At 74.8% G+C, this 14,852-nt stretch carries 10 protein-coding genes; 4 read left to right on the top strand and 6 right to left on the bottom strand.

The window, feature by feature from the left end:
• Positions 1-11 precede the first annotated feature (11 nt).
• A complete protein-coding gene (locus tag ACZ7KX_RS14845; protein ID WP_470326778.1) occupies positions 12-770 on the top strand; it encodes a TetR/AcrR family transcriptional regulator in 759 nt (252 codons plus the stop codon).
• 86 nt (positions 771-856) lie between these two features.
• Here the strand turns inward: ACZ7KX_RS14845 and ACZ7KX_RS14850 are convergent, their stop codons facing one another.
• The 4 genes from ACZ7KX_RS14850 to ACZ7KX_RS14865 form a co-directional block, all read right to left on the bottom strand.
• Positions 857-1,708, bottom strand: a complete 852-nt coding sequence (locus ACZ7KX_RS14850) for a fumarylacetoacetate hydrolase family protein (RefSeq protein WP_470326779.1) — start codon at positions 1,706-1,708, stop codon at positions 857-859.
• A 254-nt stretch (positions 1,709-1,962) separates the two neighbouring features.
• Positions 1,963-3,171 (bottom strand): serine/threonine-protein kinase, encoded by a 1,209-nt coding sequence (locus ACZ7KX_RS14855; RefSeq protein ID WP_470326780.1) that lies wholly within the window; start codon positions 3,169-3,171, stop codon positions 1,963-1,965.
• A gap of 126 nt (positions 3,172-3,297) precedes the next feature.
• Positions 3,298-4,050, bottom strand: a complete 753-nt coding sequence (locus tag ACZ7KX_RS14860; RefSeq protein ID WP_470326966.1) for an amino acid ABC transporter ATP-binding protein — start codon at positions 4,048-4,050, stop codon at positions 3,298-3,300.
• A gap of 76 nt (positions 4,051-4,126) precedes the next feature.
• Complete coding sequence (locus ACZ7KX_RS14865; RefSeq protein WP_470326781.1) at positions 4,127-5,074, bottom strand: ABC transporter substrate-binding protein; 948 nt, start codon at positions 5,072-5,074, stop codon at positions 4,127-4,129.
• A 600-nt stretch (positions 5,075-5,674) separates the two neighbouring features.
• On the opposite strand from ACZ7KX_RS14865, the gene ACZ7KX_RS14870 reads away from it, so the two are divergent.
• Together ACZ7KX_RS14870 and ACZ7KX_RS14875 are read left to right on the top strand one after the other, a co-directional pair.
• Positions 5,675-6,649, top strand: coding sequence for an amino acid ABC transporter permease (locus ACZ7KX_RS14870; RefSeq protein ID WP_470326782.1), 975 nt, complete (start codon positions 5,675-5,677; stop codon positions 6,647-6,649).
• On the top strand, positions 6,646-8,583 hold the full coding sequence (locus tag ACZ7KX_RS14875; protein ID WP_470326783.1) for an FAD/NAD(P)-binding protein: 1,938 nt from the start codon (positions 6,646-6,648) through the stop codon (positions 8,581-8,583). Before ACZ7KX_RS14870 ends, ACZ7KX_RS14875 begins: the two co-directional genes overlap by 4 nt.
• A gap of 9 nt (positions 8,584-8,592) precedes the next feature.
• Here the strand turns inward: ACZ7KX_RS14875 and ACZ7KX_RS14880 are convergent, their stop codons facing one another.
• Positions 8,593-10,512 carry a serine/threonine-protein kinase gene (locus ACZ7KX_RS14880; protein WP_470326784.1) on the bottom strand — a complete coding sequence of 640 codons (1,920 nt, stop codon included), beginning with the start codon at positions 10,510-10,512 and terminating at the stop codon, positions 8,593-8,595.
• A gap of 236 nt (positions 10,513-10,748) precedes the next feature.
• On the opposite strand from ACZ7KX_RS14880, the gene ACZ7KX_RS14885 reads away from it, so the two are divergent.
• Positions 10,749-13,028 carry an FdhF/YdeP family oxidoreductase gene (locus ACZ7KX_RS14885; RefSeq protein WP_470326785.1) on the top strand — a complete coding sequence of 760 codons (2,280 nt, stop codon included), beginning with the start codon at positions 10,749-10,751 and terminating at the stop codon, positions 13,026-13,028.
• Positions 13,029-13,143: 115 nt separating this feature from the next.
• On the opposite strand, the gene ACZ7KX_RS14890 is transcribed toward ACZ7KX_RS14885, so the two are convergent.
• On the bottom strand, positions 13,144-14,655 hold the full coding sequence (locus ACZ7KX_RS14890; RefSeq protein WP_470326786.1) for an NlpC/P60 family protein: 1,512 nt from the start codon (positions 14,653-14,655) through the stop codon (positions 13,144-13,146).
• Positions 14,656-14,852: the final 197 nt, after the last annotated feature.

Below are 14,852 nucleotides of genomic sequence, written 5' to 3' on the forward strand. Positions count from 1 at the left end.
CGCTGACCGCCATGGAAGCCCGCCCCACCTCGGCATCCGACCAGGTGCCCGCCCCGGCCGTACCCCCGACGCGCCCCCGACGCACCGGCTACCGGCGGCTGCCGGTCCAACAGCGGCGCGAGCAGTTGATCTCGGTCGCCCTGGAGCTGTTCGCCTCCCGACCACCCGAGGAGGTGAGCCTGGACGACGTCGCCGAGGCCGCCGAGGCCTCCCGCCCGCTGGTCTACCGCTACTTCGCGGGCGGCAAGCAACAGTTGTACGAGGCCGCGCTGCGCACCGCGGCCGACGAGCTGACCAGCCGCTTCGCCGTCCCGCTGACCGGCACGCCGTCCGAGCAGCTGGCGGCCGTGCTGGACGGCTACTTCGCCTTCGTCGCCGAGCACGACGCCGGCTACTCGGCGCTGCTGCGCGGCGGTTCGGTGGTGGAGACGGCCCGCACCTCGGCGATCGTGGACGACGTCCGGCGGGCCGCCCTGCGGCGCACGCTGCGCCACCTCGGCGTGCGGGAGGCCGGACCGCGGCTGACGCTGCTGGTGCGCTCGTGGATCGCGGTGGTCGAGGGCGCGTCGCTGACCTGGCTGGACGAGGGGCGCACGCTGCCGGTGGCGGAGCTGCGCGACTGGCTGGTGGACCAGTTCACCGCGATGGCGGCGGCGACCGCGCTGCACGACCCGCAGACGGCGGAGGTGCTGGCGGGGCTGCTCGCGCTGGAGGGCCCGCAGGCGCCGCGGGCCGCGCGGCTGCGGGAGGTCCTGGACGACCGGCGCTGACGCTCCCGACCCCCGTGCCCGGGGTCGGGGCCGTCCGGCGCGACCGGGCCCGGCCGCCCTCGGCAGGGACCGGGCGGACGCCCGCGTCAGGCCTTGCCCAGCACCTGACGCTGGCGGCCGAGGCCGTCGATCTCGATCTCGACGACGTCGCCCGGGGCGAGGAACGGCGTGCCCGGGCGGCCCAGGGTGACCCCGGCCGGGGTGCCGGTGATGACGACGTCCCCGGGCTCCAGCACCATGAACCGGCTCGCGTAGCGGACCAGTTCGAGCACCGGGAAGATCATCTCGGCGGTGCTGCCGTGCTGCCGCTGCTCGCCGTTGACCCAGAGCCGCAGCGCCAGGCCCTGCGGGTCCGCCACCTCGTCGGCGGTGACCAGCCAGGGCCCGAGCGGGGTGAAGGTCTCCGCCGACTTGCCCTTGTCCCACTGGCCGCCGCGCTCGAACTGGAAGGCCCGCTCGGTGACGTCGTTGGCGATCGTGTAGCCGGCGATCACCTCGGCGGCCTCGGCGTGCGAGTCCAGGTAGCGGGCGGTACGGCCGATCACCACGGCCAGCTCGGCCTCGTAGTCGGTCTTCTCGCCGCCGCGCGGCACCAGCACCTCGTCGTACGGGCCGACCACCGTGGAGCTCGGCTTGAGGAAGATCACCGGCTCGTCCGGGATCGCGGCCCCGGCCTCGGCCGCGTGGTCGCGGTAGTTGAGCCCGATCCCGACGACCTTGCCCGGGCGGGCCACCGGCGCGCCCACGCGCTGCCCGGCCAGGTCCACCACCGGCAGGACGCCGGCGGCCACGTCCCGGGCCAGCGCGGCCGGGTCCAGCCCGGCCAGGAAGGCCCCGTCGAGGTCGCGGGCCCGCCCGGAGAGGTCGTACGCGGTACCGTCCTCGCCCAGGACGACCGGGCGTTCGGCGCCCGGGGGTCCGACGCGCAGGAGCTTCATCGATCCGTCACCAGCCTTTCGTCGCAGCTCACGGGGCGGTTCGGACACCGCACCCGAGTCCGGCAACGAGGTATACCAACGCGCCGGGGCGGCGGACCAGACCGTCCCGATGGGCGAAATCCTCCCGGTTCCGGTCGCCGCCCGGGGCCCGGATCGGGTGGCCGCACGGTTGACATCGGGGCCCGGTCCGGCCACGCCCTCGCCCCCGCCACCTTCTCCGCCAACCGCCACCGCCCGCCCGGGCCGGGGGCGCCTCAGCCGGCCCGGGCGCCGCCGAGCAGCTCCCCCAGGCTCAGCCCGCGCGGCCGGCCCGGGCCGAGCCGGGCGACCTCCCGCTGCCAGTGCGCGAGGTCCCGCCGGGCGTCGGCCCAGGCCTCCGGGGCGGCGCCCGGCGCCCTGGTCAGCTCGGTCAGCAGGGCGACCGCCGCACCCGGGCTGCCGTCCCGGGCGAGCCAGAGGGCCAGGTCGTGGCAGGTGCGCAGGGTGCGCGGATCGCTCGGGCCGCAGATCCGGGCGAAGTCGGGGACGAGGGCGGTGAGGATCTCCACCGCCTCGGCCGGCTCGCCCGCCGTGCCGTACTGCCAGGCGCGGTCGGCCCGCTTGCGCAGCTGGTCCGGGCTGGGGTCGCCCGGGCCCAGCATCCCGGGGCGGACGGCGCGCAGCCGCTCCAGGACCTCGGCGGCGCTGGACGGCCGGTCCGCGGGCCGCTTGGCGAGCAGTTCGGCGACCAGGTCGGCCAGCGCCGGGTCCTTGCTGCGCACCCGCGGCGGGACCTCCTCCAGGTGCTTGTACATGTACTCGGTGGGCTGTGCGGCACGGAAGGGCCGCTCGCCGGTGCAGACCTGGTACAGCATGACGCCGAGCGCGTAGAGGTCGGCCCGGCCGTCCACCGGTCCGCCGGACCAGCACTCGGGCGCGAGGTACGGGACGGTGCCGATCACGTTGCCGGTGGAGGTGAGCCGGACGGTCTGGGTGACCAGCCGGGCGATGCCGAAGTCCAGGACCTTGGCCCGTTCCCCGTCCCGCACGATCATCACGTTCTCGGGCTTGATGTCCCGGTGCACGACGTCCGAGCGGTGCGAGGCGTCCAGCGCCTTGCAGACGTGCCGCATCCAGCGCAGCGCCTTCGCGTGGTCCGGCAGGCCGTCCTTGAGCACGTCGGACAGCGCCTCGCCGAGGACCAGCTCCATCACCAGGTAGGGGATCCGCCCGGAGCCGGCCGCCGTCCAGCCGTAGTCGTACACGGTGACGATGTGCGGGTTGTTGAGGCCGCCGGCCGTCCTGGCCTCGCTGACGAACCGGCTGACCGCCTCCTGGTCGGTGGCGTGTTCGGCGAGCAGCACCTTGACCGCGACCTGCCGGTCGATGGTCGTGTCGGTCGCGCGCCAGACCACGCCGAAGCCGCCCCGGCCCAGCCGCTCCTCCAGCCGGAAGCGACCGCCGAGCACCTCGTCCTTCTCCATGCCCTCCCCCAACTCGACCGCGCCCGCCCGGGGTTCACGTCGGAGGGTCACCATAGCGGCGGGCGGGGACGAACGGGTGAACGGCCGCCGGCCGGGCGCTGCGGTCGTCGTCACGCACTCCGGGGTTCAGAGGACCTTGGCGAGGAAGGCCCGGGTGCGTTCGTGCCGCGGCCGGTCCAGGACCTCGGCCGGCGGGCCCTGCTCGACCACCACGCCGCCGTCCATGAAGACCACGGTGTCGGCGACCTCGCGGGCGAAGCCGATCTCGTGGGTGACCACGATCATCGTGGTGCCGCTGCGGGCCAGGTCCTTGATGACGTCCAGCACCTCGCCGACCAGCTCCGGGTCGAGCGCCGAGGTCGGCTCGTCGAACAGCAGCACCTTCGGCTCCAGCGCCAGCGCCCGGGCGATCGCCACCCGCTGCTGCTGCCCACCGGACAGCTGCCGCGGGTGGCAGGCGGCCTTGTCGGCCAGCCCGACCCGCTCCAGCAGCGCCAGGGCCGTCGCCCTCGCCTCGGCCCGGGGCCGGCGCAGCGCGGCGACCGGCGCCTCGACCAGGTTCTCCAGCACGGTGAGGTGCGGGAACAGGTTGAAGTTCTGGAACACGAAGCCGATGCCGGTGCGCTGCCGCAGCACCTCGCGCTCGCTGAGCTCGTACAGCCGGTCCCCGGCCCGCCGGTAGCCGATCGGCTCGCCGCCGATCGCGACGTGGCCGCGGGACGGTTTCTCCAGGTGGTTGATCGCGCGCAGCAGGGTGGACTTCCCGGAGCCGGACGGGCCGAGCACCACGGTCACCGAGCCCGCGGGGACGTCCAGGTCGACGCCGCGCAGCACCTCCAGCCGGCCGAAGTTCTTGTGCAGGCCGCGGACCCGCACCATCGGGGCGGCCGTGGTCGGCCCGGTCCCGGTCGGGGTGGTCACGGGTTTCCTCCTGGTGTCGTGGCGGGGCCGGCGTTCACGCGTTCTCGGGCGGGCTGATCCGGGACTCCGTGATCGCCGAGTCGGCGACCCCCCACTTGCGCAGGATCCGCTGGTACGTCCCGTCCTTGATCAGCTGGTTGACCGCCGCCTGGAAGGCCGGAGTGAGCTTGGAGCCCTTCTTGAAGGCGAAGCCGACGTCGAGGCGGTGGAACTCGCCGAGGAAGCGGGTCCCGGAGGCCTCCTGGGCGGCCTGGTGGCGCAGGCCGTTGATGGTGGACATCTCGATGTCCACCCGCCCTTGCCGGAGGCTGGTCAGCAGCGCGCCGCTCTCACTGAACGCCTTGACCTCGTACGGCTTCTTCCCGGCGTCGGTGCAGACGTTCCGGTGGCTGTTGAGAGTGGTCTCGAAGGTGGTGCCGGCGCCGGTGCCGACGGTCAGCCCGCACAGCTTGACCAGGTCGGTGATCGGCTGGAGCACGGTGTCGTCCTTCCGCACCGCGAAGCCCTGGCCGTCGTCGATGTAGGTGACGAAGTCGACGGTCTTCAGTCGGGCCGTGGTGACTCCGAAGTTCCCGGTGCCGACGTCGAACTTCCCGCTGTCCAGGGCGGGCAGGATGGTCTCGAACGCGGCCTCCTGCCGCTCCACGGTCAGGCCGAGCACCTTGGCCACCGCGTCGGTGAAGTCCACGTCGATCCCGGCGGGCTTCTTGCTCACCTGGTCGAGGTAGAAGGCGGTGGGCGCCGTGCCGAAGGAGGAGCCGAACGTCACCGTGCCGGCCTTGCGGACCTCCTCGGGCAGCAGCGCGGCCGCGGCCGCCGAGACGGCCAGGCCGGAGACGACGTCCTCGGTGGCGGAGGCGACCGGGCCGCCCGCCCCCGCCGCGCCCGCGATCTTCGGGTCCGAGCCGCAGGCGGCCAGCGCGAGGACCGGCAGCAGGGCGGTGGCCGCGAGCAGGCGGCGGCGGACGGTGGTGGTTCTCACGGAGGGGGCCTTTCGGGGAGTGCGGGCGGACTGCCGCAGGGTGCGGGCACACCGGCGGAGGCCGCGGCGGGCGGCCGTTCGGGCACGTCACGGCGAGCGCCGATCGGGCGGGGAGCTGCTGGAGCGCAGTGCGGAGCGGGGGACGACGGCGGATGCGCGGCGCGTCGTCGGATCGAGCGGGAGTCCGACCCGCGACGGGGCGAGCCGAGGGAGGCTTCCCCGCGGGCGATCAGGCCGGGCGGGCGGCCCGCTGCCGGGTCAGCCGCGACACGCCGCCGACCACACCCGACCGAAGTCGATGTGGTCGCGGGTGACCAGGGGCTGCTCGGCGTACATGCCGTCAAGTTGAGCAGTCGGCCGAGCGGTACGTCAACCATCCATCATGTCAGCACTGTTGCGATCTCTTGTCGTCCTTCCGACGGCCTCGCCGCACCCCCCGGCCGACCTTGACAGCCGTCGATCGCGCATGCGTACGATCGGCGCGGAGTGCAGTGCAGTGCGCCGGCCGCGTTGAGGGACGCGGGCCGGCGTCCAGGCCCCACGTACGTGATGACAGCCGTACCCGCCCGCACTCCCGCAACCCCGCCAGGAGCCTCCGCCATGGCCACCCCGCAGGACGTCCTGCCCACCCCCTCCGCACTCCGCCGGTCCGGCCCGCCGCCCGCGCCCGACGAGGACGACGAGAACCGCGCGCCCCGGATCGTCCCCCGCCGCAGGCCCGGCCAGTGGGCCGCCGCCGCGGTCGCGCTGCTGCTGGCGTCCATGGCGGTCACCTCGGTGATCCGCAACGAGGCCTTCCAGTGGAGCGTGGTCGCGGACTGGTTCACCGCCCGGTCGGTGCTCGACGGACTCGCCCTGACCCTCTGGCTGACCGCTGTCACCCTCGCCCTCGGCTTCGTGTTCGGCACCGTCCTCGCCACCATGCGGCTCTCCGCCAACCCGGTGCTGCGCACCATCGCCTGGGTCTACACCTGGATCTTCCGGTCCACCCCGCCACTGGTGCTGCTGCTGTTCTTCTTCAACATCGGCGCGCTCTACCCGACGCTCGGCCTCGGCATCCCGTTCGGCCCCGAGTTCGTCACGGTCCGCACGGTCGACCTGATCGGCCCCACCCTGACCGCCGTCATCGGCCTCACCCTGCTGGAGACCGCCTACGCCGCCGAAGTGATCCGCGGCGGCATCCTCTCGGTGGACCGCGGCCAGCTGGAGGCGGCGGCCGCGCTCGGGCTCGGCCGATGGCGGGTGCTGCGCCGGATCGTCGTGCCGCAGGCGATGCGCGCGATCGTGCCGTCCGCCGGGAACATGCTGATCGGCGCGCTCAAGGGCACCAGCATCGTCAGCGTGCTGGCCGTGTCCGACCTGCTCTACTCGGTGCAGCTGGTCTACCTGCAGTCGTACCAGGTCATCCCGATGCTGATGGTCGCGACCGTCTGGTACCTGGTGGTCACCACCCTGCTGTCCGTCGGCCAGTACTACGTGGAGCGGCACTTCGCCAAGGGCGCCACCCGGGACGGCCTGCCGCCGGGGCCGCTGCAGCGGGCCCGCGCGGCCGTCGTGAAGGTGGTGCGGGCATGAGCACGCTGGTGATCGCCGGTGCCGGCCCGCGCGGCACCGGCCTGCTGGAGCGGATCGCCGCCAATGCCGCCGAACTCCTGCCCTCCGAGAGGCCGTTGACGATCCATCTGGTCGACCCGTACCCGCCGGGCGCGGGCCGGATCTGGCGCCACGACCAGTCCCCGCTGCTGCGGATGAACTCGATGGCCGAGGACGTCACCATGTTCACCGACGAGCGCTCCACCCTCGAAGGGCCGGTCCGGCCCGGCCCCTCGCTCGCCGAATGGGCCCGGCGGCGGCGGGAGTTCGCGCCGTACCAAGAGGTCGCCGACCCGGCGGTCCGGGCCGAACTGGACGCCCTCCTGCCGACCGACTTCCCCACCCGCCGGGCCCAGAGCGCCTACCTGGACTGGGTGTTCCGCCGCGCCGTCGCCGACCTGCCGCCGCACGTCGGCGTCACCGTCCACCGGGACACCGTGCGGCGGATCGACGGCCCGGCCGACGGTCCGCAGACCGTCCGGCTGGGCGACCGCACGCTCACCGCCGACCACGTCGCCCTCACCCTCGGCCACCTCGACTCGGCGCCGCACCCGCGCCACACCGCCGACGCCGAGTTCGCCGCCCGGCACGGCCGCTTCCACCTCCCGCCCGCCTACTCCGCCGACGTGGCCGCCGAGTTGGCGGGCATCGCCCCCGGCGAGCAGGTGGTGCTGCGCGGCCTCGGCCTGGCCGCCGTCGACCTGGTCTCCCTGCTCACCGAGGGCCGCGGCGGCCGCTTCGAGCCCACCGGCCGCGGCGACGCACTGCGCTACCGCCCGTCCGGCCGCGAGCCGGTGCTCCACCTCGGCTCCCGGCGCGGCGTCCCCTACCACTCCAAGACCGGCTACCGGCTGCAGGGCCCGCCCGCCCCGCTCCCCCGGTACTTCGACGCGGCCGCCGTCGACACCGTGCTCGCCGGCGACGGCCCGCTGCGGCTGCGGCGCGACTTCTGGCCGTCGATGGCCAAGGAGATCGCCTTCGGCCACTACCACGAGCTGTTCCACGCCCACCCCGGGCGCACCGCCCTGCCCTGGCCGGAGTTCCTGGCCCGGTACGACCGGCACGGCTGGTACACCCCCGAGCTCGCCGCCCTCATCGCCGAGGCCGTGCCCGACCCCGCCGACCGGATCGACTTCGAACGGCTGGACCACCCGCTGGCGGGCCTCGAACTCGATTCCGCCGAGGAGCTCCAGAGGCACCTGCGCGACCACGTCACCGCCGACGCGGACCGCCGCGCCGACCCCGCGCACAGCGCCGACCTCGGCGCCTTCCTCGCCCTGCTCTCACTGTTCGGGCAGCTCCAGCGGGTCCTCGCGAGCGGCCGGCTCACCGCCCGCTCGATCGCCGAGGAGGTGGACGAGTGGTTCTTCGGCTACTTCGGCTTCCTCGCCTCCGGCCCGCCCGGCTTCCGGCTGCGCCAACTGCTGGCGCTCTCCGAGGCCGGGGTGGTGCGCTTCCTCGGCGCGGGCGTCCGGATCGAACGGGACGAGGCCACCGGCACCTGGCGGGCCGGCGGCACCACCGTGCCCGGCCACACCGTCCACGCGACGGCGCTCGTCGAGGCGTACCTGCCCGAGCACGCGCCGGCCCGCACCCTCGACCCCCTCCTGCGCGAACTGCACCGCACCGGGCGGATCGTGGAGGAGGTGGTGCGCGACCCGGACCACACCCACCGCTCCGGCCTGGTCGCCGTCGACCCCGCCGACGGCCGGCTGCTCGACCCGGCCCTGGGCGGCGCCCCGCACCCGCGCCGCACCGCGCTCGGCCCGCACACCAGCCTGCGCTCGGCCGCCGCCTTCGCCCGCCCGCGCACCGACGCCCCGAGTTTCCGGCAGAACGACGCGGCCGCCCGGGCGCTGCTGCGGGCGCTGGCCGCGCTCCCGGCCGCGGCGCTCGCGGCCGGGAGCGCGGCCTGAGCACGGTGCCTACGGCCCGAAGATCTCCTCCACCAGGTCCTCGTCCGAGACGTGGTCCGGGGCCTGGAACACCACGTCCGCGACGCCCTTCAGGCCGATCCCGCGGTCCAACGCGGCCATGCAGGCCCGGGCCTCCTCGTCGGTGGCGAAGTCCCAGACCCGGAGCCGGCGCACCAGCACCAGCACCTCCATCGGGCTCATCCTCGGTGCCCGGCGCCGGTGCGGGCCGCCCCCGCCGCGGCGGCCCGACTGGGCGAGCCGCTGCTGGTAGCCGGCCAGGTCCTGCCAGGCCTGGACGGTGCTCGGGTGGTGCTCGCCCAGCACCCGGGCGAGGTCCGGCAGCAGGCCGTGCAGTTCGAGCACGGCACCCTGCAGGTCGTCCCGGTTGGCCCGGTGCACCGCGAGGTCGTGCCGGGCCTTCAGGACGCGGGTGTCCTGCGGGCCCCAGACGGCGTGCAGGTCGGGCAGCAGCTCGCACAGCAGTCGGATCGCGGTGACCGCCGCGCCGCTCTCGCCGATGCACCAGACGAGGTGGTAGCGGGCGCCGAGGGTGTCCGGGTCGTGCGGGCCGAGCGCCGAGCGCATGTCGTCGACGACGCTCGTCAGCAGTCGGATCGCGCCGTCCAGGTCCCCGGTGCGGCTGAGGTACCAGGTGAAGTCCCGCCAGGTGCAGAGGGTGTCGCGGTCGCTCGCGCCGAGCGCGGCCACGCATTCTTGGGCGACCGCCTGCAGCTGGATCGCCGACTCCCCGGCCGTCGCCGCCCGGAACGCGGCGGACCGCCGCTCGCGCAGCGCGGCCCGTACGGCGTCCGGCGGCGGCGCGGCGAGCACCGGCGGTGTGGTCAGCGGCGACAGCACCGACGGGGACGCGCCCGGCACGGCGGGCGGAGCGGCCGGCGGGGCCACGGGGACCACCGGGGGCGCGGCCGTCGGGACGACCGGGGGCACGACGGGCGGGGGCACCGCAGGCGGCGCGGTAGGCGCGGGAGGCACCACCGGTCCGGCCGGCGCCACCGCGTCGACCGGCGCGACGGCCTCGGCCGGGGCCCGGTCCACCACCGTCGGCACCGCCCCCACCGAGCCTGCCCCGGCGACCGGTGCCGCGGCCAGCTCGGCCAACCGCCGCTCGACCGCCCGGGCGTCGGCCGGACGGTCCGCCGGGTCCTTCGCCAGCAGCTCCGCGACCAGCCCGGCCACCTGCGGCGGCAGCCCGAACTGCGCCGGATCCAGCGCCGGGGGCGCCTCGTTGAGGTGCTGGTACATCAGCACCGGCGTCGAGTCCCCGCCGAACGGCCTTGCCCCGGTGAAGAGTTCGACCAGCACGCAGCCGAGCGCGTACAGGTCGGCCCGGCCGTCCACCCGGCCGCCGGTCCACCGCTCGGGCGCCATGTACGCCGGGCTGCCGACGATCGTCCCGGTGGTGGTCAGCCCGCCCGCGCCGGTGTCCAGCTGGGCGATGCCGAAGTCCAGCACCTTCAGGTGCCCGGCATCGGTGATCATCACGTTGTCCGGCTTGATGTCCCGGTGCACCATGCCCGCGTCGTGCGCCGCCGCCAGCGCACCGCTGATCTGCCGCCCCCAGCGCAGGCCGAGCGCGGGCTCGGGCAGCCCCTCGCGCAGCACCTCGGTCAGGGTGCGGCCGGTGAGCAGCTCCATCACCAGGAAGGTGACCTCCCGGTCACCGACCTCGCACTGGCCGAGGTCGTGGACGGTGACGATGTGCGGGTGCGACAGGTTGCCGGCCGCGCAGGCCTCCCGCACGAACCGCAGCGCCGCCTTCGCCTGGTCGCCACCGTGGTGCCCGATGACCTTGACCGCCACCGGCCGCCGCATCCGGGCGTCCTGGGCCCGCCACACCACTCCGAAACCGCCCTGGCCGAGCTTCTCCACCAGCTCGTACCGGCCGTCCAGGACGTCACCGACTCGCACGCGCCCCTCCCCCATCCGCCATGACGCACAGGACTCTACCGACGCCGTCCACCGCCCCGGCCCGTGGCCTCCCGCCGCTCCCCGCCGTCCGCCCGCCCACCGCACCGGCGCCCCGGCCCGCACCCGACCTGCCCCTGAGAGGCCCCTCCCCCCACCCCCGGCCAGGTGCGAGGATGGGCACCGGGCCCCGCGACGGCGCGGACGGCCCGCACCGGCAGAACCCGAGGAGCCCCGTCATGGCCAAGCAGGCCCCGCAGAGCGACCCGGCGCAGGACGCACCCGAGGTGTCCGCGCCCCAGCACGCGGCCGCCGGGCTGCCCGCCGTCGGCCACAGCCTGCGGATGGCCGCCGAGCAGATGGGCCCGCTGCGCACCCTCGCCACCCTGCGCAAGGTCAACCAGCCCGACGGCTTCGACTGCCCGGGCTGCGCCTGGCCCGAGCCGGACAGGACGCACACCGCCGAGTTCTGCGAGAACGGCGCCAAGGCCGTCGCCGAGGAGGCCACCGAGCGCCGGATCCGGGCCGAGTTCTTCGCCGCCCACCCGGTCGCCGACCTCGCCGAGCGCTCCGGCTACTGGCTCGGCCAGCAGGGCCGGCTGACCCAGCCGATGCTGCTCGACGAGGGCGCCACCCACTACACCCCGGTCTCCTGGGACGACGCCTTCGCGCTGATCGCCGAGGAGCTGCGCGCCCTGGACACCCCGGACGGCGCCGCCTTCTACACCTCCGGCCGCACCAGCAACGAGGCCGCCTTCGCCTACCAGCTGTTCGCCCGCCGGCTCGGCACCAACAACCTGCCGGACTGCTCCAACATGTGCCACGAGTCCTCCGGCTCGGCCCTCACCGAGACGCTCGGCGTCGGCAAGGGCAGCGTCAGCCTCAAGGACCTCTACCAGGCCGATCTGATCATCGTGGCGGGCCAGAACCCGGGCACCAACCACCCCCGGATGCTCTCCGCCCTGGAGCGCGCCAAGCGGGCCGGCGCCACCATCGTCAGCGTCAACCCGCTGCCCGAGGCCGGCCTGGAGCGGTTCAAGAACCCGCAGCACGCCCGCGGGCTGGTCGGCCACGGCACCAAGCTGACCGACCTCTTCCTGCAGATCCGCCTCGGCGGCGACCTCGCGCTGTTCCGCGCGCTCAACCGGATCGTCCTGGAGGCGGACGGCGTCGACCGCGCCTTCGTCGCCGAACACTGCCACGGCTTCGAGGAGTTCGAGGCCCAGGCCCGGAAGACCGACCGGGACGAGGTGCTCGCCGCCACCGGCCTGCCCTGGGAGCAGATCGAGGAGCTCGGCCGCCTGGTACTGGGCTCGAAGAAGATCATCGTCTGCTGGGCGATGGGCCTCACCCAGCACAAGCACGCCGTCCCCACCATCCGCGAGGTGGTCAACTTCCTGCTGCTGCGCGGCAACGTCGGCCGCCCCGGCGCCGGGGTCTGCCCGGTGCGCGGGCACAGCAACGTCCAGGGCGACCGGACGATGGGCATCTTCGAGCGCCCGAGCAAGGCCTTCCTCGACGCGCTGGAGAACGAGTTCGGCTTCGAGCCGCCGCGCGAGCACGGCCTCGACTCGGTGGACACCATCCGCGCGATGCGCGACGGCAAGGTCAAGGTCTTCTTCGCGATGGGCGGCAACTTCGTCGCGGCCACCCCGGACACCGAGGTCACCGAGGCCGCGATGCGCCGCTGCCGGCTGACCGTCCACGTCTCCACCAAGCTCAACCGCTCGCACGTGGTCACCGGCGCCCGCGCCCTGATCCTGCCCACCCTCGGCCGCACCGACCGGGACGTCACCGGCTCCGGCGCCCAGTTCGTCAGCGTCGAGGACTCGATGGGCCAGGTCCACGCCTCGCGCGGCGGCCTGCGCCCGCCGGCGCCCGGCCTGCTCTCCGAGACCGCGATCGTCTGCCGCCTCGCGCGCACCGTCCTCGGCCCGCGGGACACCGTGCCGTGGGAGGACTTCGCCACCGACTACGACACCCTGCGCGACCGGATCGCCCGCGTCGTCCCGGGCTTCGCGGACTTCAACGAGAAGGTCCGCCGCCCCGGCGGCTTCACCCTCCCGCACGGTCCCCGCGACTCCCGCACCTTCCCCACCGCGACCGGCCGGGCCAACTTCACCGTCAACCCGATGACCGCCCCCGAGGTGCCGCCGGGCCGGCTGCTCCTGCAGACGCTGCGCTCCCACGACCAGTACAACACCACGATCTACGGCCTCGACGACCGCTACCGCGGCATCAAGGGCGGCCGCCGCGTGGTGCTGGTCAACCCCGCCGACGCCGCCGACCTGGGCCTCACCGACGGCGGGTACGTCGACCTGGTCAGCGAGTGGAAGGACGGCGTCGAGCGCCGCGCCCCGCACTTCCGCGTCGTCCACTACCCCGTCGCCCGTGGCGGAGCGGCGGCCTACTACCCCGAGACCAACGTCCTGGTCCCGCTGGACTCGACCGCCGACATCAGCAACACCCCGACCTCCAAGGCCGTGGTGATCCGCTTCGCCGCCGACACCGGCGAGTGACCCCGGGGGCCGCGCGCTCCCGCCCGGCCCGGCCCCCGCCCCGCCCCGCTCCGCGAACGCGAAGGCCGCCCGACGTCCGAGGACGTGGGGCGGCCTTTCGCGTCGGGCCCGAGGGTCAGTGGGTCGGCGTGCCCAGCGGCAGCGTCGCCGTGGCCGAGCCCGTCCGGCTCGGGGTGCCGGCCGGGGTCCCCGTCGGGGTGCCCGTGCCGGTGGGGGCGGGCGTGGTCGGGGTGCCGGTCGGCGTACCGGGACCGGTCGGGGTCTGGGTCGGGGTCTGGGTCGGTGCCGGCGTGCCGGTGCCCGACGGCGTCCCCGGGTCGGTCGGGGTGCCGGTCCCGCCCGGCGTGGTCGGCGGCTCGGTCGGGGTGGTCGGCGCGGTCGGCGTGCCGGTGGGCTGGCCCGGGGTGACCGGCGGAGTCGTCGGGCCGCCGGTGGCCGGCGGCGTCGGCTTGGTCGGGCTCGGCGCGATCGGCGTCACGGAGTCCCAGCCGGCCGGCAGGTCGGGCACCTTCCAGGCACCGCCCGCGTCGTCGGCCCCGGCGGACGGGTCCGGTCGGACGGCCCCGAGGATCGGCATCGATCCGATCGGCGACACCTTGATGAACGCCCCCGGTCGCGGGGCCTGCACGATCAGCCCGCCGCCGATGTACATCCCGACGTGCGAGGCGTCCTGGAAGTAGATGACCAGGTCACCGGGCCGCAGCTGGTTCAGCGCCACGTGCGGCAGCTGCGCCCACTGCTCCTGGCTGGTGCGCGGGATCGCCTTGCCGGCGTGCAGCCAGGCCTGCGAGGTGAGACCGGAGCAGTCGTAGGAGTCCGGTCCGGTGCCGCCCCACAGGTACGGCTTGCCGACCTGCGCCAGCGCGAAGGCCACGGCCCCGCGCCCCTGCTGCGAGGGCGTGCGCTCGCCCTTGCCGAGCGCTCCGGAGGCGAGGAACGCGAGCTGCGCCTCGTCCGCCTTCGCCTTCTCCAGCTGCTCCAGCTCGGCCCGCTGCGCGCCCGTCAGCGAGGAGACCACCTGCTCGACCGAGGCGAGGTCGGCGGCCACCTTGGCCTTGGCGGCCTCCTGCTGGGCGACCAGCCCCTGGGAGGTCTTCAGGGCCTCCTCGTTCTGCTTCTTCAGCCCGTCGAGCGCGTCCCGGTCGCTCTTCAGCCGGTCCAGGAACTCCGACTGCGAGCGGCTGGCCGAAGCGAGCAGCTCGGCGATGACGACCGCCTCGTACGGGTCCTTGGAGAGCAGCAGTTCGGCGTACGCGGAGGCGGCGCCGTTGCGGTACTGCGCGGCGGCGAGCTGCGCGGCTATGTCGGTGCCGGTGTCGACCTGCTTCTGCTGGCGCTCCAGCCTGCCCTGCAGGTCGGTGAGGGAGGCCTGCTGCTCGGCGATCTTGGCCACCGTGCCGTTGTACTGCTCGGTGGCGGCCTCGGCGCTCTGGTAGAGCGTGTGCAGCTGGTCGAGCAGCGGCCCGAGGGTGGCCTTGGCGGCGGCGAGCGGGTCGGAGGCGGTGACGACCGTGCCGGCTCCCGGGTCGGGCGCCGCCCAGGCGGCGCCGGCGGCGACCGGCAGGGCGAGTGCGGCGGCCGCGAGGACGGCTCCGCAGTGCAGGGCCGCCCGTACCCAGGGACGCACTCCTGACGTCTCCGCTCGCTGTGCAGCCCCGCCCATGGGTTGGTCCTCCCCGCCCGTGCCCCGTCCCGGTCTCCCGGATCCCGCAGATCCTCCCACGGGTTACTCGCCGGAAACAGGGCGCACGCGGACCGGGAGGTTAATTCTCGATTGATCTGTGAGACAGCTCTCACCAAACCGGAATGAACCGGGACGATCTT

It is taken from the genome of Kitasatospora sp. NPDC038210 (assembly GCF_055600605.1).

Excerpts from the sequence above, each read along its gene's own strand:
- ACZ7KX_RS14845 (WP_470326778.1), top strand. The coding sequence starts at position 12 with ATGGAAGCCCGCCCCACCTCGGCATCCGACCAGGTGCCCGCCCCGGCC.
- ACZ7KX_RS14885 (WP_470326785.1), top strand. The coding sequence starts at position 10,749 with ATGGCCAAGCAGGCCCCGCAGAGCGACCCGGCGCAGGACGCACCCGAG.
- ACZ7KX_RS14870 (WP_470326782.1), top strand. The coding sequence starts at position 5,675 with ATGGCCACCCCGCAGGACGTCCTGCCCACCCCCTCCGCACTCCGCCGG.
- ACZ7KX_RS14860 (WP_470326966.1), bottom strand. The coding sequence starts at position 4,050 with ATGGTGCGGGTCCGCGGCCTGCACAAGAACTTCGGCCGGCTGGAGGTG.
- ACZ7KX_RS14850 (WP_470326779.1), bottom strand. The coding sequence starts at position 1,708 with ATGAAGCTCCTGCGCGTCGGACCCCCGGGCGCCGAACGCCCGGTCGTC.
- ACZ7KX_RS14875 (WP_470326783.1), top strand. The coding sequence starts at position 6,646 with ATGAGCACGCTGGTGATCGCCGGTGCCGGCCCGCGCGGCACCGGCCTG.
- ACZ7KX_RS14855 (WP_470326780.1), bottom strand. The coding sequence starts at position 3,171 with ATGGAGAAGGACGAGGTGCTCGGCGGTCGCTTCCGGCTGGAGGAGCGG.